This window comes from Streptomyces sp. NBC_00525 (genome assembly GCF_036346595.1).
Taxonomy (GTDB): Bacteria; Actinomycetota; Actinomycetes; order Streptomycetales; family Streptomycetaceae; genus Streptomyces.
This window is the reverse complement of record NZ_CP107834.1, coordinates 2570947-2595018: the sequence shown is the minus strand read 5'-3', so window position 1 is coordinate 2595018 and position 24072 is coordinate 2570947. Positions and strand designations below refer to the sequence as shown.

Here is a 24072-nt window from a genome sequence, read left to right as displayed (position 1 = left end):
AGACGGCCCCGCGCGGCCGCCCACCGGCTCAGCTGTCACAACCATCGATGTCGTCGTCACACCCCTCCACCGCATCCCGGGCGATGGTGTCCAGGCGCCACAGGATCAGGCCGGTGCCGTTCTCGACCGGGGCGACCCGTGCGGTGAACGGCTCACCCGCGGGGATGTTGAACTGGTCGGCCTCCGGGTCCCCGCACCCGATCCCGTACGCCTGCTCCTGATCGCCTCGCGACAGGGTGAGGGTGAGTTCCTCGATCCCGTTCGTGTCACAGGTGATGCCGAGGAGGTACGGCCGGTCGCCGGGCGCCTTGTGCTCCTGGTCCATGCCACTCGCGACGGACGCGCTTGCGGCGTGGACGAGTTCCGGACGCGCGTCGCTGTCGGAGACCGCTTCCAGAGCCCGTTCCGCCCGCCGCATCGCGTCGTCCGGCTCCCAGGCGCGGCTGCCGTCACCCGGCGGCCCGCTCGGCCGCTCGGCGGACGCCGCCGACCGATCCACCGGCCCATTCGGCTCCTCGCCCGCTTCGGCACACCCGACGAGCAGCCCGACGGCTGCAACGCAGACCGGCAGGAATTGACGTATACGCATGTATCCACCGTCTCAACGTGGGTTGTTGCTCACTTCTCTGTGGTGATCCGCCGCAGCAGACCGGGGCCGCACACCGAGGCACAGGACTCTTCGGCGGCAGTCTCCTCTTTCCCAGCCCAACCGCTGTACTGCGCGCGTCGGAGCGCCGAGCCCTTGGCAGGCGGGGGCACGAGCTGGTACTCCCGGCCCAGCGCGTCGGCCTGGGTGTTTCCGTAGACCGTCACCTCTCCGTCGGACCAGCGGACGAAGAGGTCGTCCTCCCACAGATTGCCGCCGAACTCGCCGGGCACAAGAACGCGGGAGTGGGTCCACAGCTGGTTCGCGGACCTGAGCTTCCGCTCCTTCTTCAGGCTGTTGGCACCGAGGTCCTCGTACACGGTGAGTTCGCCGTCGGACCAGCGGACGAGCAGGTCGAAGTCGGAGTTGGTGGTGCCGTCGAAGTCGCCGCCCGCGATGATCGTGGCGTGGTTCTTCCACAGGCTATTGGGGGCCTGGAGCTGCTGCTCGGCGTGGAAACCCGTGCCGTCGACGTTGATGTACTTCGTCACCTCTCCGTCGACCCAGCGCACGACAACGTCGTCGGGCCACTTGTTGCCGCCGAACTTGCCGGTCGCCAGGCCCTTGGCGTACTTCCATGTCGAACCGGCGGCGGCGATCTTGATTTCGTTCGCCGGGTGCTGATCGGTGGCGGTCGGCAGTTTTGTCGTCTCGTCGATGTCCTTGTAGATCGTGACTTCGCCGTCGCTCCACTTGACCATCAGGTCGAATGCGTTGGAGCCGGTGTAGTCGCCCGCAGTGATGGCCTCGGCGTGGTCCGCCCACAGCTTGTTGGGCTTCGCCAATTGGGTCTCGCAGGGCTGGCCGGGAGCGCAGCCGGTGTAGAAGCCCTGTGACTGGTCGCCTGGGTACAGGGTGACCTCTCCATCGGACCACTTGACGATCAAGTCGCCGTCCTTCGTCTTCTGCGAGGACGTGTGGAACTGGCCGGTGGCGGCGGCTTCGGCATGGGTCCAGAGGTTGGCGTCACCCATGCCGTCGATCCCGGTCGGCTGATCCGGCGCGTAGTCGTTGACCGCCTGGTTGTACAGGCGTACCACGTCGGCGTCGAACTGGGAGGAATAGGAGACGTTGTCATACTTTCCGCCCGTCTTGTATCCGCCGATCACGCCGATGACATCTCCCCGTTTGCCATCGAAGTTCCGCAGGAACGGGCCGCCGGACACACCAGGGGCAAACCCGTCGCAGGCTATCTCCAGGAATCGTCCCTCGAACTCCTTGGTGCTGGTCGAGGGGCAGACCAGCGGTGACTTGGCCCCGCCCGGAAATCCGATCAGGGAAACGTTCCTCTGGTTCAGGTTCCCGGCAGCGGGCAGCATGGTCAGTTGGTTACCCATCCCTGTGGCGTTCTCCAGGAACTGACCCTTGGAGTTCGGGCCGGTCTTCAGGAAAGCGAAGTCGAGGTCATCCGCCTTCACCGTGCCCTGGGAGAGATAGCGTCCGTCGATCCAGATCTTTCCTTTCTTGATCGGGAAGATTCCGTAGGGGGCGATGCCTTGGGATTTTTTGTTCGGGTCGACCTTCCACCCCGGGGCAAAAGCGAGATTGCGGAACCGGTCGTTGTCGTTGAGGCAGTGGGCGGCGCTGAGCACCAGTGACTTGGTGGGCGAAGCCACCGACGACGCGGAACAGAACTGGTCGCGCTTTCCGGGGTCCGATTGCGGGTCGTCGTCCTGGCTGATCAGAAAGACGCCGGCGGTGGCCACACCGTTGTTGTCGATGTGCGAGGGAGATCTCATGAGGCTGCCAAGAGTTGGCGATCCCTCAACGCCCTTTTCCGGATTGGCAGGCACTGCATCCGCGATGCGTTCCGGAGTCCAGTACGATTCCGCCTTTTTTGCCTCCGCGATCTCTTCGGGCGTTGCCTTGAGTTCGCCATCCGGCGCTACGGATTCCTGGGGCGTCGTGGAGCCCTCGGGCATCCCCGTCGCAGGGTCCTCCGGCTTCGGCGTGTCCGCCCCGGAAATGGGAGCGGGGGATTCCGGAGCAGTGGTTTTCTGCTTTGCCGCGTCCGTCGGCCGGGCAGTGGGCGGGGTACCTGACGGGGCAGGGGAGGCATCGGAGAAATCTCCACTGGTGTCCGGAGCCTCAGCAGACCCGGACGGCGTCGCCGTCGGTGCGGCCGGACTCGGCGCGGCCGATGCTACGCCGGGCGAGGCAAACAGAATTGCTGCGGCCGCGCCGAGCGCAGCAAGACGGGCGCTCGCTCGTATTCGGTGATGCATCTAGTTCTTTCTGGACATGCGGCGCTTGTAGTCCGCGTGGGATGCCCCTGTGGCTCGCTGTGCGGTCGGCCGAGCCAGGGCGTTTGGGCTGTGGCGAGTCAGGACTCCTGGAGATGTTGTCCTGAATGTCTCCTCGTGATCTCCATGTTTTGCTGGTGGTACACCAGGCCATGCGCTGGTGTACCACCAGTCAGAGAGATGTTTCCGCTTGGTGGTTGCCCGTTGCCCATGCCTTCTTTGCCGTGCTTGCACGGTCGGTGGGCCGGTGAGCTTCGTGCGACTTCTCGTCCCGGTGCCGGGCCGGCTCGCCCTTCGCGGGCATTTCGCACGGCTCGCCAACTCTGCCCGCAGCCGCACATGTGCCGTGCGTGTCCTGCGAAGGCACTCCCGTCCGAAGGACGGCCGGTTGGGACGGCGACAGGGATGCGCACTCCGCTGGACTGGTGCCGTGACCCCGTTGTTTTCCGAACCCGAAGGGGGAATGGTTCCACGCAGCGATGGAGACCTCTGGTAGGTCGAGTGAGTTCGCTGGTGCCGGGCTAGGGGGTTGAGAAGGAGGCCGTGCTGTACACGGATATTCTCAATCAACGGCTCCACGCGGCCCTCAAGGCGTTCGAGAGCCACGAGACAGGGGAAGAGCTGGCGCATGTGTCGCTGTCTTGCCGTCGATTCACGGAAAAGCTTGCTGACTGCCTCTATCCTCCCCGTGAAGAGAAAGTCAACGGGCGAAAGGTCGGCCAGGCTGAGTACCGGAACCGCCTATGGGCGTACATCGCGGAAAACGTCACCTCTGACACCACGCGGGAACTGCTCATCGCGAACGTCGAGGACTTGGGGAAGCGTATCGACAGGCTGGACAGTCTGAGTAACAAGGGCCTTCACTCTGATGTCTCATCCTCAGACGTTAACCGCCTGTTGCTTTCGCTTCTCGTCGTGGCACATGACTTGATCTCGCTGCGCCCGCCCGGCGGAGATTTCTCGTACAAGCCGTACGAGACCACGATTCGTTCCTTTATGGAGAAGGTGCTGCACCAAGAAGAACGTCCGTCGCGGGATGCCGAGGAATAGAACTCTCTAACTGGTCGTGCGCTCAACCTTGCCAATGGCGGCGTCCTCGCAGCCTGCGATGGATTCTCGGTGCATGTCCTCGATCCCGTTCGCGCTCTCCCGCTCGGAGGGGTCGAGATCTTCGGACCTCGCCGCCTGGACGAGGTCTCGAAGGAGATGCAAGCGCCGCTCCAAGCAACTGGCCAAGGCGAAGGTCAAGCTGGAGTAGGCGGAGCGGAAGGCCCGTGAGGCCGCCGAGACCGTGGCCGCCCTGGAGGAAGACGCCGCGTGATGCGTGCCTGACCCGTCCCGGGGGCCGCAACCGAAGGGGGACCCCACCGGGCTCATGCGGTGGGGTGCCCCTTCGGGTCTTCCTCGGAAAAGGTCAGTCGCGGCCGACGGCTTCGTCCCGGATTCAGTCCATCGCAGCAGCGGCCGCATCCCCGGCCAACCGCTCGATCCTCTCGGGCACCTCGCGCTCGTCGAGGACGAAGAGCCTCCCGCCGACGAGGTGGGTGGTCGTCCTCCAGTCGAGATGCCGTCCCGCTTCCCTGGCGGCACGCCGGACGTCCTTGAACTCGCCCATCTCTGCAAGATCGTCAGCGTCAAGGATGAGCTGCCCGTAGTACCCCTCGTCCTCCGGCCTCAGCGCAGCCAGCATCATCGACTCGAGCCGGTCGATCAGCCTCTCGTGCCGGCGGCGAGCCGGCTCGTCCTTCGCGGGCATACCGCACAGCTCCCCACCTTTGCCCGCAGCCGCATGTGTGCTGCGAGTACGAAGGCCCTCCCGCCCACGGGCGGAAGGGCCTTTGACCTGGTGTTTCTCTGTGCCCCCGGCAGGATTCGAACCTGCGACACCCGCTTTAGGAGAGCGGTGCTCTATCCCCTGAGCTACGAGGGCGACGAAGGCGACATGCTTCGGACAGGTTGGTGGTCGGCCGGTGAGGGCCTGCCTGCTCGCCGCAGCCAGTGTAGCGGGTGACGTGCTCGGCGGATCGGGGTGCGTGGTGAGCCGGCGGTCTCGATCCACGGGGCGGCCCTCGGCCTGTCGCAGATCCGGTCACCTGTCCTGATGCCGCCGTGGATCGGTCGGGATCTGTGGCCGGATCTGTTCGGTGCGGCGATGGATGGGCCTCGGGGCAAGGGCCGCTACGGCCTTGCAGGTGCACCTGCCAACAGCTCGGCCACGGCGGCCCCGGAAGCGGTGGAGGCTCCGTGGGTGTCCAGGGTCGTCGCTCCCCAGCGCTGTCCGGGAAGGCCCATCTCCACGACGATCGCGTCGGGCCTGGCTCCGGTGATCTCCTCCAGGGCGTGGGTCATCCAGCGATGACGGGCGGCGTCACGGACGACGACGACGAGCGGGCGTCCCCGTGCCCCGTCCAGTCCGCAGAGGTCCGCGGTGGCGGCCGGCGGGTCCAGGTTCTCCTGCCCCAGCCGGACCGAGGTCGCGCTGGGGATGTGCTGGAGCAGGGAAGCGGCCACGCCCCAGGGGGTCTCCTTGCCGATGGCGAGGTTGGTGGCGGGCGACAGCTCGACGACATGCGGTGAGGCGGACACCGGCAGGACGCCGTGCGTGGCTCCTCGCACGCGGATGGCCCGCCGGGCGGCCGAGAGGCCGACGGAGCCGTCCGGAACGGAGCCGTCCGAAGCGGCGGGGGCGAGGCGGGAGGACCATGCGGCGAATTCACGGACGCGGCGGGCGGCATCGGTGAGACGTTCGACGGGCAGGTCCCCGGCGAGCACGGCTTGCGCCAGCGCGTCGACGATGCCGGTGGCGATACCCTCGTCGGCGTTCTCCCCGCCGACGCAGATGGCATCGGCGCCGGCCGTCACGGCCGCGACCGCGGCACCGGTGACGCCGTAACGGTCGGCGACCGCACCCATCTCGATGGCGTCGGTGATGATCAGGCCGTCGAATCCCAGCTCACCGCGCAGCAGGTCGCCGAGGATGCGTGAACTCAGCGTGGCCGGGACCGCGGGGTCGCAGGCGGGCACGAGAAGGTGCGCGCTCATGACCGCACGCGCACCGGCGTCCAGCGCCGCGCGGAACGGGGGAAGCGCCTGGGCCTCCAGTTCCTCACGGGTCGTGTCGTAGACGGGCAGCCCGTGGTGGGAGTCGACGGCCACGTCGCCGTGGCCGGGGAAGTGCTTGGCGCAGGCGGCGACCCCGGACGACTGCAGGCCGCGTACCCAGGCACCGGCGTGGCGGCACACCACCTTCGGGTCGACGCCGAAGGACCGCACCCCGATGATCGGATTGTCCGGGTTCGAGTTGACGTCGACGCTGGGCCCGTAATTGAGGCTCACCCCAGCGGCACGCAGCTGCCGGCCGAGATCCGCGGCGACCGATGAGGTCAGCTCGGGGTCGTCGACGTATCCGAGAGCGAAGTTCCCGGGGCGGGACGAACCGGTGGCGGATTCGATCCGTGTGACGTCGCCGGACTCCTCGTCGATCGCTACGATCAGGTCGGGGTTCTCGGCCCGCAGGCGCTCGGTCAACCGGGCGACCTGTTCGATCGAGAGGATGTTGCGGGAGAAGAGCACAACGGAACCCAAGCCGTCCTGGACGGCTCGCAGCAACCAGTCCGGCGGAGTGGTCCCCACGAATCCCGGTTGCAGGACCGAGAGTGCCAGTTGCCGCAACTCCGTATTACCTCTGACGGACATGGTCGGCACCTTTCGCGGGGTCGCGGGCATGCATGAGAGACCGCCCGTGGCACATCCGCCCGGCCGCCTATTGGTCTGCACCAATGCCGACGATTCTGACCCCACGTCAGGTATTCGTGTCAAGTGATCCGGTTCTCCCGGCGGGCCGCCCCCGGCGGCCGCCGACGCGGAGGCGGCGAGGTGTCGCGTCCCTGTTCGCGCCTGCCGGGCGGCTGATGGCGCGGTCGATCGACTGCCAATCAATTCAAGCCACTTGACGTATCGGATCGATCGATCGGTGCGTTGACAGGGTCTATTGGTCTAGTCCATCGTTGCCGAACTGGTGATCGCTCGCGGAATGCGGGAGATCAGTACCCACTTCGTTCTTCGGCGTGCCCTGCTCCAATCGCGTCGCGACCACCGCCAAGCGCGTTGTGGTTGTCCGCCACGGGCCCGGACGGCTGCGTCGAGCGATCGCCGACGAATCGAATTTCTGGAGTGCGAACATGCCAACGGCTGATCACTATCTCTACCGGGCTGCCTCGGATCTCCCCTACTTAAGCTCCGACGGCGAGACGTATCTGACGCCCGTACGGTTGCGGGATGTGAAGAAGTCCCGTCCTCTCCGGGTGCTGTCCGAGGCAGACTTCGAGGCATGGCAGACGTATGGCTACGTCGTGGTCAAGCAGGCGATTTCTCCGGATGCGGCCCGGCGTCTGCTGGACTTCGCCTGGGACTTCCAGGGCCTCGACCCCGACCGTCCGGAAGGCTGGTACGACGAGCGGCAGTACCGCTCCGAACTCGACCGGGAACTGCACATCTACGGCTTCGTCGAGGCGTACCACCACCAACTCCTCTGGGACAGCCGGCAGACACAGCGCGTGTACGACGCGTTCGTCGATGTGTGGGACTGCGAGGAGTTGTGGGTGACGCTGGACCGGCTGAACCTGAACCCGCCGAACATCAAGACCCGTGACCGGGCCCTGATCGAGCCCCGTGAGCGCGGCTTCGACATCGAACTGCACTGGGACGTGGACACCACCCTGGGAATCCCCCCGCAGCGCGTCCAGGGCATCATCGCGCTCAACGACACCGCGGAGGAGCACGGTGGCTTCCAGTGCTGCCCCGAGCTGTTCCGCACGTTCGACCGCTGGGCGGCGCTCCAGCCGGACGACCGCGACCCGATCCGGCCGGCGATCGACCGAAGCGAACTTCCCGTGGTCCGGCCGGTCCTGGAGGCCGGTGACCTGTTGATATTCAACGGTCACCTGGCCCATGGCGTCGGACCCAACCTCTCCCAGGAGGGTGTCCGGGCCGTGCAGTACCTGTCGATGATGCCCGCCCTCGACAGTCACACGGAACTGCGTCGCTCGCGCGTCGCTTCCTGGCGCGATGTCACCACGCCCACGTGGAACGGCACCCTGCTCGGCGACGCGGTGAGGCCGGAGAGCGAGCGATACGGGCCGGCCGCGCTGAACGAACTCGGTGAGAAGCTCCTCGGTCTGAAGCCTTGGAAGGTCGAAAGCACCGACGAACCGACCGAGGTGGCGATATGCGGCGTGTCTGCCTAGCCCTTCCGACCAATCGGACGTGCCCCGCGACGATCGCGGCCCTCGTCCGGGAGGCGGCCTACGCCGTCGACCACTTCGACGTCGAGGTACATCTCCTCGTGCTCGATACCTGTTCCCCTCCGCAGTACGCCGAGCACGCCGAGGTCCTGCGTACTCAGCCCGCGCACCCCCGCATCGTCACGCACCACCTGAGTGAGGCCGGGCAGCGGCACTTCCTGGAGCGGGTCACAGGGTGCGCCGACGTGGCGAAGCCCCGCCTGCTCCTCGACCTGATGCTCCCGGAGGCACTGTCGTACGGCGCCTGCACCAACCGGGCCTTTCTCGTCGCCTTCGCACTCGGATGCTCTTCCGTGCACCGGCGGGACTCCGACAGCCACTACCAGAGAGACCCGGACGGCAGGGAGATCTTCCCCATCCACCACGAGCTCGCCTCCCTCGGCAGACGCGCGGCGGATGCGGCGGACGCCGTCTCGGAGACCGTGCTGACGGAGGAGCAGGCGGGCCGCCGTGTGGCGATGGTGGGCGGCTCGTTCGTGGGCGAACCGTCCGTGGACATCGACGAGGTCGCGCGTATCGACCCCGAGGTCTACTACGACGTGGTCAGCCTGTGGGCGCCGATGGAGTGGCCGGCCGAGCGCAAACGGCAGCTCGTGACGGAGTCCTTCCGGGGCGCGGGAACGAAGACGTTCGAGCGGGATAACTCGACACTGGGCCTGGTCGACCCGATGCGGGTGGACATGTGCAACATCGCCTTCCACGACGTGCACGCCCGGGTGCCGCTGCCTCCCGCCACCGACACCATCGGCAGCGACTACTTTCTGATCCACCTGGTGCGGAGTGCCGGACTGCCCGGCGTGCTGCACAACCGCGACATCGTCAATTTCCACACTGCCGAGCGCAGGACCGACGCCGGGTTCGTCGCCTATCAGACGCGGTTCGTGAAGTTCCTGTTGTCCATGCTCTACTTCAATTCCCTCTACGACCGGCTGGCTGAAACCGGTCCGTCGCTGCTCGACGAGCGCGGGCAGGTTCTGGGCCCCCTCGTCGCGGGGTTCGCCCGGCAGAGCATGGGGCTGGACCAGGCGGAGAACCGGGAGCGGCTCGACCGGGTCGACTCCGCCTACCGACGGCTGGGCGGCAGGTACGCCGAATTCGCCGATCTGCTGCTGCCCCGGCGGGAGAGCCTCCTGGAAGAGGCCCGCGAGGACATCGGTGACTTCGCCGTCCTCACCGAGGCGTGGGGGGAACTGGTCCGCGCCGCGCGCAACACCCCTGTCGACGCCTCGGCGACCAGGCCCCGGCGGGCGGTCCGATGACCGGCGAGCCCGGCCTGCCGCCTGTCGGGGAAGGGCAGGCCGGAGAGGACCGGATCGTCTTCGACCTGGACGGCGTGCGCGAGCGGTACGAGACACTGCGCCGCGAAGTACCCGGTGTCGACGTCCGCTTCGCCATGAAGGCGTGCCCGGTCGACGAGGTCCTGGACTGCTTGATCGGGCTGGGAGCCGGGATCGACGCGGCGAGCATGCCCGAACTGGAGCACGCGCTGCGTGCCGGAGCCGTGCTCTCCCGCACGCACTACGGCAACACCGTCAAGTCGGACCAGGACATCGCCGCCGCCTACCGCCTGGGTGTACGGGACTTCGCCACGGACAGCCAGGAGGACGTATCGGCCCTCGTGCGCCACGCTCCCGGAGCACGGGTCTACTGCCGCCTGGCGACCACGGGCGAGGGAGCCCTGTGGGGGCTGAAGCACAAGTTCGGCTGCTCCCCCGACGACGCCGTGCGCATCCTGACAGCGGCCGAGGCCGGCGGTCTGGCCCCGTCCGGCCTGTCGGTGCACGTGGGTTCCCAGCAGATGAACCCCGACGCCTGGCTCGCGGCCTTCGAACGGTTGGACGCAGTGCTGGCGGCCCTCGCGGCGCGCGGGATCGTCCTCGACCACGTGAACCTCGGCGGCGGGCTTCCCGCGCTCGACTACCTCGACCGGCACGGCAACCCGCTGCGCCCGCCGATCGACAAGATCTTCCTCGTCCTCCGGGAGGGAATGGCGGCGTTGCGCCGGGCCCATGGCGAACACCTCGGGATCGTCATGGAGCCGGGGCGCTACCTGGTGGCCGACCACGGCACGATTCACACCCACGTCGTCCGGATGACCGCACGCTGCCTCCCCGATGGTGTCCGGCAGCGGTGGCTGTACCTGGGCGTCGGGAAGTTCAACGGCCTGTACGAGATGGACATGCTGCAGTACCGCCTCGTCTTCCCCTCACATACCGCGGGACGAACGGTCTCCGCGGTCGTGGCGGGGCCCACCTGCGACAGTGACGACGCCTATTCCCCCGCGCACGGCCTTGTGGAGGTGCCGGAGGACCTGGCCTCGGGAGACCCGGTACAGATCGTCTCCTGCGGTGCGTACGCGGTCAGCTACATGACCCAGGGCTTCAACGGCTTCGCACCGCTGCCCCGCGTCTGCACAGGCGGCACCCGGTGAACGGCGATGTGCTGATACGTCCGGCAGGAGACCGGGACTGGGACGCCATCGCGGACATGGAGGCCGCCGCATACGGGGAGCTGGGCCTCTCGGAGGGCCGGGAGGCGCTGAGATCCCGGGCGGAGGTCTCTCCCGAGACCTGCTTCGTACTGGAGGCCGACGGCAGGGCCGTCGGCTACCTGCTGGCCCTTCCCTACCCGGCCGGCCGCTACCCGGATCTGCGGCAGTCCGAGACGACCGCCTTCGTCTCGCGCAACCTTCACCTGCACGACCTCGTCGTCGCTCCACCGTTCCGCGGCGGAGGGATGGCACGGCGGCTGCTGGAGCACGTCGCGGGGACAGCGCGAACGCATGGATACGAGCAACTGTCACTGGTCGCGGTCGGCGACAGCGAGGGCTTCTGGTCGTCCTGCGGCTTCACCGCGCATCCCCGACCGGTCACCGCGGGCGGCTACGGCTCCACCGCCGTCTACATGTCCGCGCCCGTACCCGTCCACGGTCCCCGTCCCTCCCCGCCACACGAATCGAGCTGACCACGTGTCCCTTGCCCTCACTCCCTTCCGCCGAGGCCAGTTGGCCACGGGAGCCCTCTTCTGCTCCCTCGGCTTCCAGTACGCCACCTGGGCCGCGCGCATCCCGGCCATCAAGGCGGACCTCGGCCTGACACCGGCCCAGGTGGGCATCCTGCTGATGGCGGCCGGCGTCGGCGCGTCCGTGTCGTTCCCCATAGTGATGTACCTGGTCGGACGGGTGGGGTCACGGCTGCTCTCGCTCTGGTCGACGCTTGCCCTCGCCGGGGTGCTCGTCGCCCTGGCCGCAGCGCCGAACTATCCGACGGCACTCCTGGTGCTGTGTGTGGACGGTGTGTTCGTCGGATGCCTGAACACCGCTATGAACGCCCAGGGTGCGGCCCTTGAGGCACGGTACGAACGCACCACCATGGCGAGGCTGCACGCCACGTTCAGTGCGGGCTCCCTGCTCGCGGCGATCCTCGCCTCGGCAGTGCTCACGGCGACCTCGTCCGTCATGGCGCACTTCTGCGTCGCGGCAGTCCTTCTCGTGCTCACCGCCGCAGGTGCGCAGGGCGGTCTGCTGGCCGACGACAGGCCGGTCGACAAGTCGGCCGACGGGCCGAGGAAGAAGCCTCGTACCGCTTGGAGAATGCCCAGTCGCGTGGCCCTGTGGATGTGCTGCGCCATGGTCTTCGGCACCGTCACCGAGGGCTCGATGAACGACTGGTCGACCCTGTACATGAAGGACGTCGCCGGCGCGTCGGGGCAGATCGCACCCCTGGGCATCGCTGTGGTGTCGGGCATGATGCTCCTCGCCCGGCTCTTCGCGGACGGCTGGCGCAGTCGCTGGGGCGACGGCCGTGTCGTCCTCGTGGGCAGCGTGCTGGCCGGCTCGGGGCTCGCCTGCGCGCTGATGGCCGGGGGAGTGGTGCCCGCGCTCATCGGGTTCGCATGCGTCGGTCTGGGCGTCGCCGCGGTCACCCCCTGTGTCTATGTGGCGGCCGCGCGGGAGGGCACGAACACTCTGCCTCTGGTGGCCGCCATGGGCACGACCGGGCTGCTGGCCGGACCGCCGGTCATCGGCTTCGTCGCGGATGCGAGCAGCCTCGTGTGGGGGCTGGCGCTCGTCTCGCTCTCCGCGCTCGTCGTGGCGGTGTGCAGCACCCGGATCGGCTGGGAGCCGAGCAAGGCCGCACCGGAGGCCGCCGACGACACATCGGTCCCCAACGACACGTCGGTTTCCAACGACACGTCGGTTTCCAACGACAGCGTCGAAGAGAACCGCCGTTAGGCACTGATCCGCCGGACCCGCCCTCGGGGCAGGGCCCGCCTGCTGTCACGGTAGGCGACCTGCCCTGTCCGGTCCCCCTCTCCCACCACGGGTCGGTGGTCCGGGCACCGCGCGTGGACCGGTCGTCGGCGAAGTGCTCCAGCCCCGTCAGGAGCGGGTCACCTGGACGCGGTAGTCGCCCTTGGTGTCCTTTTCCAGGACCGAGATCCTTATTCCGTTCGCCCGGTCCGTGAAGGTGTCGCCCGGTTGGTAGGCGGCGTCCGAGAGTTCGGCGTGGACGTTGGGGAGGCGGGTGCAGCCGGGGCTGTCCTTGGTGCTGTCGGTCACCGAGATGGGGCCCTGGCCGGTGTCCACGTCGGAGTTGACCTTGTAGATGAGGACGCCGGGGCGGCAGACCGCCTCGTCGTTGCCCGCCTGGGTGCGGACCTCCACCGCGTAGCCGGACTCCGCGGTGAGCGGGATGAACGCCAGCTTCAGGCCGCCCCGGGTGGCCAGGGGTTCCAGGACGTGGTCCGTCGTACCGGGGCGGGCGGCGCAGCTGACCTGGTCGTTGTCCAGCCAGCCGAGCTTCCACTTGTGCCAGCCCAGCAGGTCGTTGTTGGCGCCCCAGTCCTCGGACATGATGTCCCAGTGCCCGACCGAGCCGCCGCCCTCCAGGGTGTAGAGGTCGGGCAGGCCGAAGACATGGCCGTTCTCGTGGGGGAGGACCCGGTAGCCGGTCTGGGCGTACGAGCCGGAGCCGTCGTCCTGGCGGCTGTAGACGAACGAGGTGTTGGACAGCGGGACCCCGTCCGCGAGCGGGGCGTCGTCGTTCCCCGAGAACGTCACCGAGAGCACCGTGTCCAGCGCCGAGGGCCCGGCGTTCGGCGTGACCAGGATGTTGACCAGGTCGTACGCGCCGAAGTCCACCTTCGGGTCGGCGGCCGCCACGATGTCCTGCACCAGGTGGCGGTAGCCCGGCTCGTACGGGGAGCCCCGCTCGATCCCGTAGTCCGCGAAGGGCAGCGGCATCCGCAGCCACGAGCGGATCGGGGCCTCCGGTATGTAGGTGAGCCGGCCGTACGAGCTCGTCCGGAACCAGTCCGTGGTCTGCGGGAAGAATTCGGCCAGCCGGTCCATGGCCGGCTCGGTGCCCTGCGCGTCCGGGAAGTCGATCATCAGGTTCAGCGCGCGGACGCGGCCGGTGGAGCGTGCGTAGCCGGGCTCGGTCGGCATGCCCTCCGACATCTGGACGCCCATCGCCGACGCGATCCGGCAGGGGCCGAGTCCGGTGGCCAGCGGGGCCGTCGCGGCCGGGCCGGCCGCGATCGGGCTCTGGAGGGGCAGGGTGCTGCTGGCCGTCGCCAGGGCCGCGATGACCAGGGACGTCGCGGCGCCGAGAGCGAGCGGGCGGCGGCGATTGCGTATCCGGCGGCGGTGCTGCTGCATCGGGGCACCTTCCGGTCCGCGGCAGTCGGCCGGCCCCGGCTGCGCTCTGCCGTCAGCCTCCGCCGGGTGATCGCCGGGCGCTCGCTGGGTGCGCCGTTCGGCTGGTTTCCCCGGCGGCCCGAGTCGGCTTCCTCTGGCGACAGTGCGCGTGACGCAGGTCACAAAGCGCCCCGGAAATAAGCGGGGAGCGTTTCCCCGTTTGCATCGGTGTCCCCGCGAAACGGGGAAGCGGTCCCCGGTTGGTTCGCCGAACCGGAGCCGCAGGGGAAGAGAGCCGTAGAACAGCGAACCGGAAGACAAGGAGCGCAGCCGTGGTCGCCGCCCGTACCGCCACCGCCCCCGCGCAGCCGCGTACGCCCAAGCCGAGGGCCGACGCACTGCGCAACCGGGAGCGGATCGTGACGGCCGCGCGCGAGATGTTCGTCGAGTTCGGGCCCGACGTCCCGCTCGACGAGGTCGCCCGCCGCGCCGGCGTCGGCAACGCCACCCTCTACCGGAACTTCCCCGACCGCGCCGCCCTCGTCCACGAGGTCGTGCTCGCGGTCACCTCCCGCACCACCGACCGCGCCGAGGAGGCCACCGCCGAAGAGGCGGACCCCTTCGCCGCGCTCAGCCGCTTCGTCCACGCCGCGGCCGACGAACGCATCGGCGCCCTGTGCCCCATGCTGTCCGGCGGCTTCGACAAGGACCACCCCGAACTGCTCGCCGAGCGCCGGCGCCTCGAAGAGGCCGTCGAAGGGCTCGTCGCGCGCGCCATGTCCGCGGGGCGCCTGCGCACCGACATCGCCGTCGGTGACGTACTGGTCGCCCTCTCCCAGCTCACCCGGCCGCTGCCGGGCATCGCCTGCCCGAACATCGACCGCTTCACCCATCGCCACATCCAGCTGTTCCTGGACGGACTGGAGGCCCCGGCCCGCTCCGTACTGCCGGGAACGGCGGCGACCTTGGAGGACCTGCGGCGCCGCACCTGACGCGACCGGCGCCCGCCCTCCCTCACATCCGAAGCGACACATCCGCCAGACCCGCCCTCGGCCGTGCCCGTGACCAGCGGCACGCACGGTTCGCGATCTCCCGCGCCCTCGCGCGCTCCTAGGTGGCTACTCCCATGTCAAAAACAGCTGATATCCGACTCCCGGACCCCAGTCGCTGGAAGGCGCTGGCGTTCATCGCGCTCGCGCAGTTGATGGTCGTGCTCGACGCCACGATCGTGAACATCGCCCTGCCGCACGCCCAGACCGACCTCGGCATCACCGACGCCAACAAGCAGTGGGTCATCACCGCCTACGCCCTCGCCTTCGGCGGGCTGCTGCTCTTCGGCGGACGCATCGCCGACCTCTGGGGCCGCAAGCGCACCTTCGTCGTCGGGCTCGTCGGCTTCGCGCTGGCCTCCGCGCTCGGCGGCGCCGCGCAGAACCAGGGCATGCTGTTCGGCTCCCGCGCGCTCCAGGGCGTCTTCGGTGCCCTGCTCGCGCCGGCCGCGCTCTCGCTGCTCGCGGTGATGTTCACCGACGCCAAGGAGCGTGCCAAGGCGTTCGGCATCTACGGGGCGATCGCCGGTGGCGGTGGCGCCGTGGGTCTGATCCTCGGCGGTCTCCTCACCCAGACGCTGAACTGGCGCTGGACCTTCTTCGTCAACATCCCGTTCGCGATCGTCGCCGCCGCGGGCGCGTACTTCGTCATCCGCGAGCCGGCCGGCAGCCGCAACCGCTCCCCGCTCGACATTCCCGGCGTGGTCCTGTCCGCGCTCGGTCTGGTCTCGCTGGTCTACGGGTTCACCCGCGCCGAGTCCGCGGGCTGGTCGGACGCGCTGACCGTCGGCTCGTTCGTCGCCTCGGGCGTCCTGCTGCTGGCCTTCGTCCTGATCGAGTCCAGGGTCGCCTCGCCGCTGCTCCCGCTGCGCGTGGTGATGGACCGCAACCGGGGCGGCGTCTACCTCTCGCTGGGCCTGGCCGTGATCGCGATGTTCGGCCTGTTCCTCTTCCTCACGTACTACCTCCAGGTCGTCAAGGGCTACTCGCCGATCAAGACCGGCTTCGCCTTCATGCCGATGATCGCGGGCATGATCACCGGGTCCACGCAGATCGGTGCCCGGCTGATGACCCGGATTCCGGCCCGTACGCTGATGGGCCCCGGCTTCCTGACCGCCGCCGTGGGCATGCTGCTGCTGACGCGCCTGGACATCGACTCCTCGTACGCCGCCGTCATCCTGCCCGGCCAGCTGCTGCTGGGTCTGGGCATGGGCACGGCGTTCATGCCGGCCGTGTCGCTGGCGACGCACGGTGTCGAGGCGCGTGACGCCGGTGTGGCCTCCGCGATGGTCAACACCTCGCAGCAGGTCGGCGGTGCGATCGGTACGGCCCTGCTGAACACGATCGCCGCCTCGGCCGCCACGGCGTACGCCACCTCGCACGCCGCGCTCGGCGCCAAGGACCCGGAGCTGCTGAAGCTCCAGTCGATGGTGCACGGCTTCACCGGAGCCATCTGGTGGGCGGTCGGCATCCTGGTGGTGGCCGCCGCGATCGCGCTGACCTTCGTCAACGCGGGCCGTCCGACAGCGGGCACGCCGGCGAGCGGCGGTTCCGGTTCCGGTTCTGCCGCCGGCACGGAGGGTGGCGCAGACGGCGTCGAGGACGAGTTCAGGGTCCCGGTCGTCGCCCACTGACGGCCGGTGCTCGGCACCGCCCCCGCGCGGATACGTTTCTGCCCCGGTTCCCCGTACGAGGGAACCGGGGCAGGCCCATGTCTCAGCGCAGCCAGGGAAGGTCGGCGTCCGCGCCCTCCGGCTGGAGGCCGGCCGCCAGCACCTTCATGATCTCGCCCAGTGAGCGCACCTGGTCGGGCGTGAGGCGGTCGAACATCGCCTGGCGGACGGCCTTCACATGGCCGGGGGCCGAACGGCGGAGCATCTCGTAGCCGTCCGGGGTGAGAACGGCGTTCTGGCCGCGCTTGTCGGAGGGGCAGTCCTCACGGCGTACCCAGCCGTTCCGCTCCAGCCGCGCGACCGCGTGCGAGAGGCGCGAACGGGTGATCTTGGCGGCCTTGGCCAGTTCCGTCATCCGCATCTGGCGGCGCGGCGCCTGGGAGAGCTGGACGAGCAGGCCGTAGTAGATGTGCGGCATGCCGGCATCGGCCTGCAACTGGCGGTCGAGGTGATCCTCCAGGAGCGTGGTGGCGTGCAGGTAGGCCCGCCAGACGCATTGCTCCTCGTCGGTGAGCCAGTGCGGCGCACTGGTTGATGCCGTGGTCATGTACTCCATTGTACGACCTTTTCTTGAAAGTTTAACTAGATAAGGCTAAGGTCTCTCAAGGTAGGAGCTTGAAGATTCAATAATCTTCCCTGTCGAACACCGAAGCTCGAACCTGTGAGTCTCGAACCTTGAGTCTCCTGCCGAAGACTTACCTTGAGTAGCCGTAGTTGGGGAGTGTCATGACAATCACCGCGGAGCGCATGCCCGCCCTCTACCTCTCCCACGGCGCCCCGCCCCTGGCCGACGACCCCGTCTGGCCCGGCGAGCTGGCCGCCTGGTCCGCGGACCTGCCGCGCCCCACCGCGATCCTCATCGTGTCCGCCCACTGGGAGGAGGCTCCGCTCGCGCTCGGCGCGACCGTGACGGCCCCGCTGGTGTACGACTTCTGGGGCTTCCCGGCCCACTACTACCAGGTGCGTTACGCCGCCCCCGGCGCCCCGCACCTCGCCGAGAGCGTACGCAAGCTGCTGCGCGGCGCGGGTACGCCGGTCCAGGACATCCCGGACCGTGGCCTCGACCACGGAGCCTACGTACCGCTGGTCGAGATGTTCCCGGACGCCGACGTTCCGGTGCTCCAGATCTCGATGCCGACGCTCGACCCGCAGAAGCTGATGGACATCGGGCGCAAGCTGGCGCCGCTGCGCGACGAGGGCGTCCTGATCATCGGCAGCGGCTTCTTCACGCACAACCTCGCCGCCCTGCGGCACGCGGGCGGCGGGACCCCCGGCTGGTCGGCGGAGTTCGACGACTGGGGGAGCCGTGCGCTCCGGGCGCAGGACATCGACGCCCTCCTGGACTTCGAGCACAAGTCTCCGGCGGGCCGGCTGGCCCACCCGCGCACCGAGCACTTCGCCCCGCTGTTCGTCACCCTCGGCGCGGCGGAGGGCGAGCTGGACCGGGGCCGCAGCGTGATCGACGGCTTCTGGATGGGGCTCGCCAAGCGGTCGGTGCAGTACGGGTAGCGATCACGGCCCCCCGGTGCTCAGAACGCCGGAGGGTTCAGCTCCACCGAGCGCAGCGCGGCCGCCAGCGCCGTCGCGTCGCCGATGTCCAGCGCGGTGTCCGTGAACTTGATGGTGTGGTCGTCGCCGTGCGCCGCCGCCCGCGCGAACACCTCGTCGGCCGTGATCGGGGCCGCGTACCCGGCCGGCGGCGCGACGGCTTCGGCAGGTGTGTAGGCGGCGGTCACCGCGGCGCTCGCCGCCCACGCGGCCGCCACGCTCGGCGCCCACAGCTCGGGCGGCAGTGCCGGCAGCGTCCGCAGTACGGCGTTGGGCGCGGTCGCCGCGTGCACCAGCATGATCGGCTCGCCGTGCCCGTACTCCGCGTAGCGGTGGGTCGCCGCCCGCACCAGCTCCGCCAGCCGGTCGCGCGCCTCCCGCGCATCGCTCAGGGGCGCGCCCGGCCACTGCGGGAACCCCGTGAGCTGGTCCAGCCGGGACCGGATGCCGCCGCTCCGGTCGGGCACCCGCGCCACGGCGGCCAGCGCGTCCCCGGCGTCCGGGACGGGGGCGAGCGGGGTCAGCGGGGGCAGCGGCTCGTGGCGGGCGGCCCAGTAGCCGAGGGCGTGGGCCAGCTCCCCGACGCGGGGACCGCTCTCCTCGGCCGCCAGCAGGGTGCGCACGCTGTGGCCGACCCGGATCACCGGATGCGTGGCGCCGCCCGCGATGCCGGGGAGCAGCCGGGGCCACCACTCGGCGAGCACGTCGCGCCAGGGGCGCTCGGCGGTCTCCCGTTCGAAGTACACCGCCCAGTCGGCGATGCGGCGGGGGTCGCCCAGGGCCTCCCGCCAGTTGTCCGGGGTGACCTCGGCGAAGCGGTCCGGCATGTCCTCCAGCTTCGCCCGGTAGTGGTCGATCCAGCGGTGCACGCCCGGCGCCTGGCCGTGGCGGACGAGCGCTTCGACGGCCATGGGCGCGTGGTTGCTCAGCCAGCCGTCCCGCTCGGGGCCGAAGGAGTGCAGCCGCTCCAGGGCCTCGTCGAGGGTGCCGGAGGCGTCGGGGGCAGGGGCGGCGGTGGACTCGGATGAGGTCGGGCGCGTCGTCTCGTTCATGGCAGGGACGCTATGCACCCGGCGCCTGCCCGGTAACGGGCTGCGGTCCCGGAGTGGGCGGGGCATGGGGCCTAGGACTCAGGTCCGGCTCCGGTCGGGTCCGGTCCAGCTCCGGTCCTGGGCTGGGACGCCCGTCACAGCGCGGCTTCGGGCGCAACTCGGAGCCGGTGAGCGGCGTCTTCCGGGGTACTCGTGCACCCTGCGATCGGCCTGGTGGCGGGACAGAGTACTGCATGATCGCGAAATTGAATGCCAGGCATGGGAATTCTGTCCGGATTCCAGTCGTTGTTTCCATCGGATGCAGGGCACCCGAGAGGGTGTCGCGACCTACTCAGCAAGGGAGCACGCATGGCAACCCGTGCCGTCGCCCGTCGTTCGTCCGCCACCGGCGGGACCAACCGGGCGAGCAGTGTTCGCGCCGTGGGCGGAGAGATCGCCGATCGCGACCTGGTCGGCATGTACCTGGACGAGATAGCCCGTACACCGCTGCTCGACGCGGCCAAGGAAGTCGACCTCTCGCAGGCGGTCGAAGCCGGTGTGTTCGCACGCCAGATCCTCGACGGCGAAGTGGAGAGCGAGGCCGGCGGTGCCTCGCGCGAGGAGCTGGAGGCGCTGGTCGCCGAGGGCGAGCGCGCGAAGGACGTGTTCATCCGCTCCAACCTCCGTCTCGTCGTCGCCGTCGCCCGCCGCTACCCGCGTGCGGGGCTCCCTCTGCTCGACCTGATCCAGGAAGGCAACGCGGGCCTGGTGCGCGCGGTCGAGAAGTTCGACTACGCCAAGGGCTTCAAGTTCTCCACGTATGCCACGTGGTGGATTCGCCAGGCCATCACCCGCTCCATCGCGGACCAGTCCCGCACCATCCGGCTCCCCGTCCACCTGGTGGAGGAGCTGGGCCGCATCCGCCGGGTCCAGCGCGAGTTCAACCGCGAGAACGGCCGCGACCCGGAGCACGCGGAGATAGCCGCCGAGCTGGGCTCCACGCCGGGGCGCGTCGGCGACGTCCTGGACTGGGCCCGTGACCCGGTCAGCCTCAACATGTCCGTGGACGACGAGGGCGACACCCAGTTCGGTGACCTCCTGGAGGACACCTCCGCCATCTCGCCCGAGCAGTCGGTGCTCACGCTGCTGCGCAGCGAGGAGCTGGAGGAGCTGATCGGCAAGCTCGACAACCGGACGGCGTCGATCATCCGAATGAGGTACGGCATCGAGGACGGCCGCGAGCGGACCCTGACCGAGGTCGGCAAGCAGCACGGCCTCACCCGCGAGCGCATCCGCCAGATCGAGAAGCACGCGCTGCTCGAATTGAAGCGAATGGCTCACGACACGGGCTTTGACGCTGCGGCCTGAGCCCGAGTCCAGTAACCTCCGAATCGGGCCGCTCATTCCGGCCCCCCGAAGCTGAGTCCCGGCGCCCACCCCCCCTGGCGCCGGGGCTCATTTCTTTACGCGGCCAGCCCCCGCTTCTTTCAGGGCGTGGCCGCGCGGGTCAGCCGGCCGCCCAGGTCCGCGAGGTACGCCACCAGCTGCGGCGGCTGATGCGCGGTGAACTCGCAGTCCACCAGCGCCAGGCGCAGCGCCAGCCACTCCAGCGAGTCCCGCACCACGGCGCGCAGCCGGCAGCCGTCCTCGCCCTCCGGCTCCAGCGGGCCGATCCGCCCCGGCAGCCGCGACGCGACGAACTCCCGCGGCGCCGCGAAGCTCACGTCCACCTCGAACTCCGGCTGCCGGCGCGCCATCGAACTGCTCAGATACTCAGCGGCGTCCCCCTCCGGCAGCTCCCTCGGCGTGAACCGCGAGCCGGTCGCGAACGGGTCGCTCACCCGGTCCACCCGGAAGGTGCGCCACGCCTCGCGCCCCAGGTCGTACGCCACCAGGTACCAGCGCCAGCCGGTGCTCACCAGCCGGTACGGCTCCACCTGTCGCCGGGTCTCCGCCCCGTCGCCCGCCCGGTAGGCGAACCGCAGCCGCTCCCGGCCGGTGACCGCGGAGGCCATCACCGTCAGTGTCTCCGGGTCGATCGTCGAGCCGTCTCCCCGGGCCAGCGGCACCGTCGCGTTCTGGAGGACGGAGACGCGGTGGCGCAGCCGGGCCGGCAGCACCTGCTCCAGCTTCGCCAGCGCGCGTACGGACGCCTCGTCCACGCCCTCGATGGCGTGGCCGGCACCGGCGCGCAGCCCCACCGCGATGGCGACCGCCTCCTCGTCGTCCAGGAGCAGCGGCGGCATGGCCGCGCCCGCCACCAGCCGGTAGCCGCCGATCGAGCCGCGCGAGGCCTCCACCGGATAGCCGAGGTCGCGGAGGCGGTCGATGTCGCGGCGGATGGTGCGCGGGCTGACGGCGAGCCGTTCGGCCAGCTCGCTGCCCGGCCACTCGCGCGGCGTCTGGAGCAGGGACAGCAGATTCAGCAGACGTGCCGGGGTATCGGTCATGTCACTCAGGATGCGCGCTCATCAGGTCATGAACTGGCCTATTGACGGTTTACGTTCTTTCCATGACTTCCACCGCACCACTGCCGTCGCCCGCGGCTGCTCCCTCGGACCGCCGCCGGTGGTTCGCCCTGGCCATCGTGATGACCGCGGCCTTCATGGACCTCGTCGACGTCACGATCGTCAACATCGCCATCCCCAGCATCGAACGGGACACCGGCGCCTCGTTCAGCTCCATCCAGTGGATCGTCGCCGGGTACGCCCTGGCCTTCGCGGCCGGTCTCATCACCGGCGGACGCCTCGGCGACATCTACGGCCGCAAGCGGCTCTTCCTCATCGGCATAGCCGGATTCACCCTCGCCTCGGCGCTCTGCGGCTTCGCGGCCAACCCGGAGATGCTGGTCGCCTCCCGCTTCCTCCAGGGGGCCACAGCGGCGCTGATGGTGCCGCAGGTGCTGTCGATCGTGCACGCCACCTTCCCCGCCCACGAGCGCGGCAAGGTCTTCGGCCTGTTCGGCGCGATCGTCGGTCTCGGCGCGGTGTCCGGTCCGCTGCTGGGCGCGCTGCTCACCGAGTGGAACATCGCCGGTCTGGAATGGCGTCCGATCTTCCTGATCAACCTGCCGGTCGGCATCCTCGGCCTGATCCTGGGCGCCAAGTACATCACCGAGTCCAAGTCGCCGAGGGCCCTGCGCCTCGACCTGGTCGGCGTCGTGCTGGTCACGCTCGCCATGCTGATGCTGATCTACCCGCTGACGCGCGGCCGTGAGCTGGGCTGGCCGCTGTGGGGGTACCTGTCGATGGCGGGCAGCGTCCTGGTCTTCCTGGTCCTCGTGCTGTTCGAGCGCGGCAAGGGCAACCGCGACGGGTCGCCGCTGGTGGAGCTGTCGCTGTTCCGGGTCAGGAGCTTCGCCGCCGGTATCGCCGTGCAGCTGACCTTCGGCATCGGGCTCGGCATCTTCTTCCTGGTCTGGACGCTGTACATGCAGATGGGCCTCGGCTGGAGCGCGCTGCGGGCCGGCACGACCGGAATCCCGTTCTCCGTCTCCGTCTCGGTGGCGGCCGGCCTCTCCGTGCAGAAGCTGGTGCCCCGCTTCGGCCGCAAGGTCCTCCAGGCGGGCGCGCTGCTGATGGCGGCCGGGCTGCTGATCTACATCTGGGAGTCCCACCACTATGGCATGGAGATCACGTCGCTCCAGATGGCGCTGCCCCTGGTGGTCATGGGCATCGGCATGGGCCTGATCGTGGCCCCGCTGGCCGACGCGGTGCTCTCCGAGGTGCCCAAGGAGCACGCCGGTTCCGCTTCCGGTCTGTTCAACACCGTGCAGCAGATGGGCAACGCGCTCGGCCTCGGCCTGGTGTCGGTCGTCTTCTACGGGGCGATCGGCGACCGGCTCACTCCGGCGCAGATCGGCCCGGCCTTCGCCGACGCCTTCGAGCAGTCGCTGTGGTGGGTGGCCGGTGTGCTGGCCCTGATCTTCGTGGTGATGTTCGCCCTGCCGGCCAGGCCGAAGCAGCATGTGGAGGGCGGGGACGCGGCGGAGCCCGCCGAGGCGGAGGAGCCCGCCAAGGAGCCCGCGCTCACACACTGAGCCGACGGCGTACGCGGCAGAGTCACGGTGCCCGCATCCCCCCCCTGGGGGACGCGGGCACCGGCATGCGCGGCCCCCCGCCGGGCCCCGGATCAGCAGATGCGCGTACGGGACTCCATCGCGCAGCGCGCCGACTCCTCGTCGCCGTACACCTCGCACATGTGGCGGCCGTCCGGCGTCGCCGTGTGCTCGACCTCCCACAGGCTGGTCTCGCTGCCGTCCAGGAGCAGGAACGCGTGCTCGTACAGTGTGAACCCGGCGTTGCGGCCCTCCACCTGGAACTGGCGGCCGAACACCTGGGTGATGTGGTGGGCGAAGGCGGCGCGCAGCAGGCGGGCGGTCTCCTCGCCCGGCCCGTCCCCGTTCTCCGCGCGGCGCAGCACCCGGCGGGCGTGGTCCGCCGAGTTGTCCGGGGCGTACATCCGGGGGTGCGGGGCCGGGGGAGCGGCCATCAGGGCGGACAGCAGCTCCAGATCGGCCTGTGCCGTCTCCTCGTCGCCGAACTCCGGAACGTCCCACGGGCTGCCCGTCAGCCGGGCGGCGGCGATGTGGGCGTCGGCCTCGTCGTCGTACAGCTCGTGGCGGCGGGTGTCGGGGTGGCCGGCGCCGCGCGGACCGCCGTGCACCAGCTCCCACAGGGTCAGCGGGGAGCCGTCGCTCAGCAGATACGTGTGGCGGTAGGTCTCGCGGTGCAGTGTGGCGCTGTGGTGCGAGGAGTACAGGGAGCTGCTGTGGGCCAGCGCGGTGCCCAGCCGCTCCACCGTGCGGTCGGACAGCTCGAACGAGTTGAGAGTCCGGCGCAGGATTCGCTCGACGTGCTGCTCGGTCGTCTCGTACGGATCGCTCACAGTGCTGTCTCCAGGCCGTCGCCGCGTGTGACTTGGTGCGTGCATAACGTA

General features: G+C 69.5%; 20 protein-coding genes and 1 tRNA gene. 11 read left to right on the top strand and 10 right to left on the bottom strand.

Translation table 11 applies throughout. The features are described 5' to 3' along the window. Positions 1-28: 28 nt before the first annotated feature. Entirely contained in the window at positions 29-589 is a 561-nt protein-coding gene (locus OG710_RS11530; RefSeq protein WP_330239253.1) for a hypothetical protein, read from the bottom strand. A gap of 29 nt (positions 590-618) precedes the next feature. Then, positions 619-2568: a trypsin-like peptidase domain-containing protein gene (locus tag OG710_RS11525; protein ID WP_330239252.1), complete on the bottom strand. Its 1950-nt coding sequence runs from the start codon at positions 2566-2568 to the stop codon at positions 619-621. Between the two features lie 864 nt (positions 2569-3432). Between OG710_RS11525 and OG710_RS11520 the strand changes: the two genes are divergently transcribed. Next, positions 3433-3939 (top strand): hypothetical protein, encoded by a 507-nt coding sequence (locus tag OG710_RS11520; protein ID WP_330239251.1) that lies wholly within the window; start codon positions 3433-3435, stop codon positions 3937-3939. Positions 3940-4333: 394 nt separating this feature from the next. Here OG710_RS11520 and OG710_RS11515 read toward each other — a convergent pair whose 3' ends face one another. From OG710_RS11515 to OG710_RS11505, 3 genes are all read right to left on the bottom strand, one after another. Then, positions 4334-4645 carry a hypothetical protein gene (locus OG710_RS11515; RefSeq protein WP_330239250.1) on the bottom strand — a complete coding sequence of 104 codons (312 nt, stop codon included), beginning with the start codon at positions 4643-4645 and terminating at the stop codon, positions 4334-4336. 101 nt (positions 4646-4746) lie between these two features. Beyond that, positions 4747-4819, bottom strand: a tRNA-Arg gene (locus OG710_RS11510). Between the two features lie 248 nt (positions 4820-5067). Continuing rightward, complete coding sequence (locus OG710_RS11505; protein ID WP_330239249.1) at positions 5068-6585, bottom strand: glycoside hydrolase family 3 protein; 1518 nt, start codon at positions 6583-6585, stop codon at positions 5068-5070. Between the two features lie 485 nt (positions 6586-7070). Here OG710_RS11505 and OG710_RS11500 point away from each other — a divergent pair, with 485 nt between their 5' ends. From OG710_RS11500 to OG710_RS11480, 5 genes are read left to right on the top strand one after another with little or no spacing between them, the layout of a single operon-like run. Continuing rightward, entirely contained in the window at positions 7071-8135 is a 1065-nt protein-coding gene (locus OG710_RS11500) for a phytanoyl-CoA dioxygenase family protein (RefSeq protein WP_330239248.1), read from the top strand. Further along, positions 8117-9451, top strand: a complete 1335-nt coding sequence (locus OG710_RS11495; protein WP_330239247.1) for a DUF6271 family protein — start codon at positions 8117-8119, stop codon at positions 9449-9451. Before OG710_RS11500 ends, OG710_RS11495 begins: the two co-directional genes overlap by 19 nt. After that, on the top strand, positions 9448-10623 hold the full coding sequence (locus OG710_RS11490) for a type III PLP-dependent enzyme (protein WP_330239246.1): 1176 nt from the start codon (positions 9448-9450) through the stop codon (positions 10621-10623). The genes OG710_RS11495 and OG710_RS11490 overlap by 4 nt, the downstream gene beginning before the upstream one ends. Continuing rightward, positions 10620-11156 (top strand): GNAT family N-acetyltransferase, encoded by a 537-nt coding sequence (locus tag OG710_RS11485; protein ID WP_330239245.1) that lies wholly within the window; start codon positions 10620-10622, stop codon positions 11154-11156. Before OG710_RS11490 ends, OG710_RS11485 begins: the two co-directional genes overlap by 4 nt. Before the next feature lie 4 nt (positions 11157-11160). Then, the gene (locus OG710_RS11480; protein ID WP_330239244.1) at positions 11161-12426 is read left to right on the top strand and encodes an MFS transporter; all 1266 of its coding nucleotides are present in this window, start codon (positions 11161-11163) and stop codon (positions 12424-12426) included. Between the two features lie 147 nt (positions 12427-12573). Here OG710_RS11480 and OG710_RS11475 read toward each other — a convergent pair whose 3' ends face one another. Further along, positions 12574-13854 (bottom strand): M6 family metalloprotease domain-containing protein, encoded by a 1281-nt coding sequence (locus tag OG710_RS11475; protein WP_330239243.1) that lies wholly within the window; start codon positions 13852-13854, stop codon positions 12574-12576. Positions 13855-14165: 311 nt separating this feature from the next. Between OG710_RS11475 and OG710_RS11470 the strand changes: the two genes are divergently transcribed. Together OG710_RS11470 and OG710_RS11465 are read left to right on the top strand one after the other, a co-directional pair. Then, positions 14166-14825, top strand: coding sequence for a TetR/AcrR family transcriptional regulator (locus OG710_RS11470; RefSeq protein WP_330239242.1), 660 nt, complete (start codon positions 14166-14168; stop codon positions 14823-14825). Between the two features lie 134 nt (positions 14826-14959). After that, positions 14960-16516, top strand: a complete 1557-nt coding sequence (locus OG710_RS11465) for an MFS transporter (protein ID WP_330239241.1) — start codon at positions 14960-14962, stop codon at positions 16514-16516. A gap of 82 nt (positions 16517-16598) precedes the next feature. Here OG710_RS11465 and OG710_RS11460 read toward each other — a convergent pair whose 3' ends face one another. Next, positions 16599-17111 (bottom strand): MarR family winged helix-turn-helix transcriptional regulator, encoded by a 513-nt coding sequence (locus OG710_RS11460; protein ID WP_330239240.1) that lies wholly within the window; start codon positions 17109-17111, stop codon positions 16599-16601. Positions 17112-17281: 170 nt separating this feature from the next. On the opposite strand from OG710_RS11460, the gene OG710_RS11455 reads away from it, so the two are divergent. Further along, a complete protein-coding gene (locus tag OG710_RS11455; RefSeq protein ID WP_330239239.1) occupies positions 17282-18064 on the top strand; it encodes a dioxygenase family protein in 783 nt (260 codons plus the stop codon). A gap of 20 nt (positions 18065-18084) precedes the next feature. On the opposite strand, the gene OG710_RS11450 is transcribed toward OG710_RS11455, so the two are convergent. Then, entirely contained in the window at positions 18085-19155 is a 1071-nt protein-coding gene (locus OG710_RS11450; RefSeq protein ID WP_330239238.1) for a questin oxidase family protein, read from the bottom strand. 348 nt (positions 19156-19503) lie between these two features. On the opposite strand from OG710_RS11450, the gene OG710_RS11445 reads away from it, so the two are divergent. Beyond that, entirely contained in the window at positions 19504-20502 is a 999-nt protein-coding gene (locus tag OG710_RS11445) for a sigma-70 family RNA polymerase sigma factor (RefSeq protein ID WP_330239237.1), read from the top strand. Between the two features lie 119 nt (positions 20503-20621). Here the strand turns inward: OG710_RS11445 and OG710_RS11440 are convergent, their stop codons facing one another. Beyond that, positions 20622-21584: a helix-turn-helix transcriptional regulator gene (locus OG710_RS11440; protein ID WP_330239236.1), complete on the bottom strand. Its 963-nt coding sequence runs from the start codon at positions 21582-21584 to the stop codon at positions 20622-20624. A 62-nt stretch (positions 21585-21646) separates the two neighbouring features. Here OG710_RS11440 and OG710_RS11435 point away from each other — a divergent pair, with 62 nt between their 5' ends. Next, positions 21647-23173 (top strand): MFS transporter, encoded by a 1527-nt coding sequence (locus OG710_RS11435; protein ID WP_330239235.1) that lies wholly within the window; start codon positions 21647-21649, stop codon positions 23171-23173. A 92-nt stretch (positions 23174-23265) separates the two neighbouring features. On the opposite strand, the gene OG710_RS11430 is transcribed toward OG710_RS11435, so the two are convergent. Continuing rightward, positions 23266-24021 (bottom strand): DUF6227 family protein, encoded by a 756-nt coding sequence (locus tag OG710_RS11430; protein ID WP_330239234.1) that lies wholly within the window; start codon positions 24019-24021, stop codon positions 23266-23268. Positions 24022-24072: the final 51 nt, after the last annotated feature.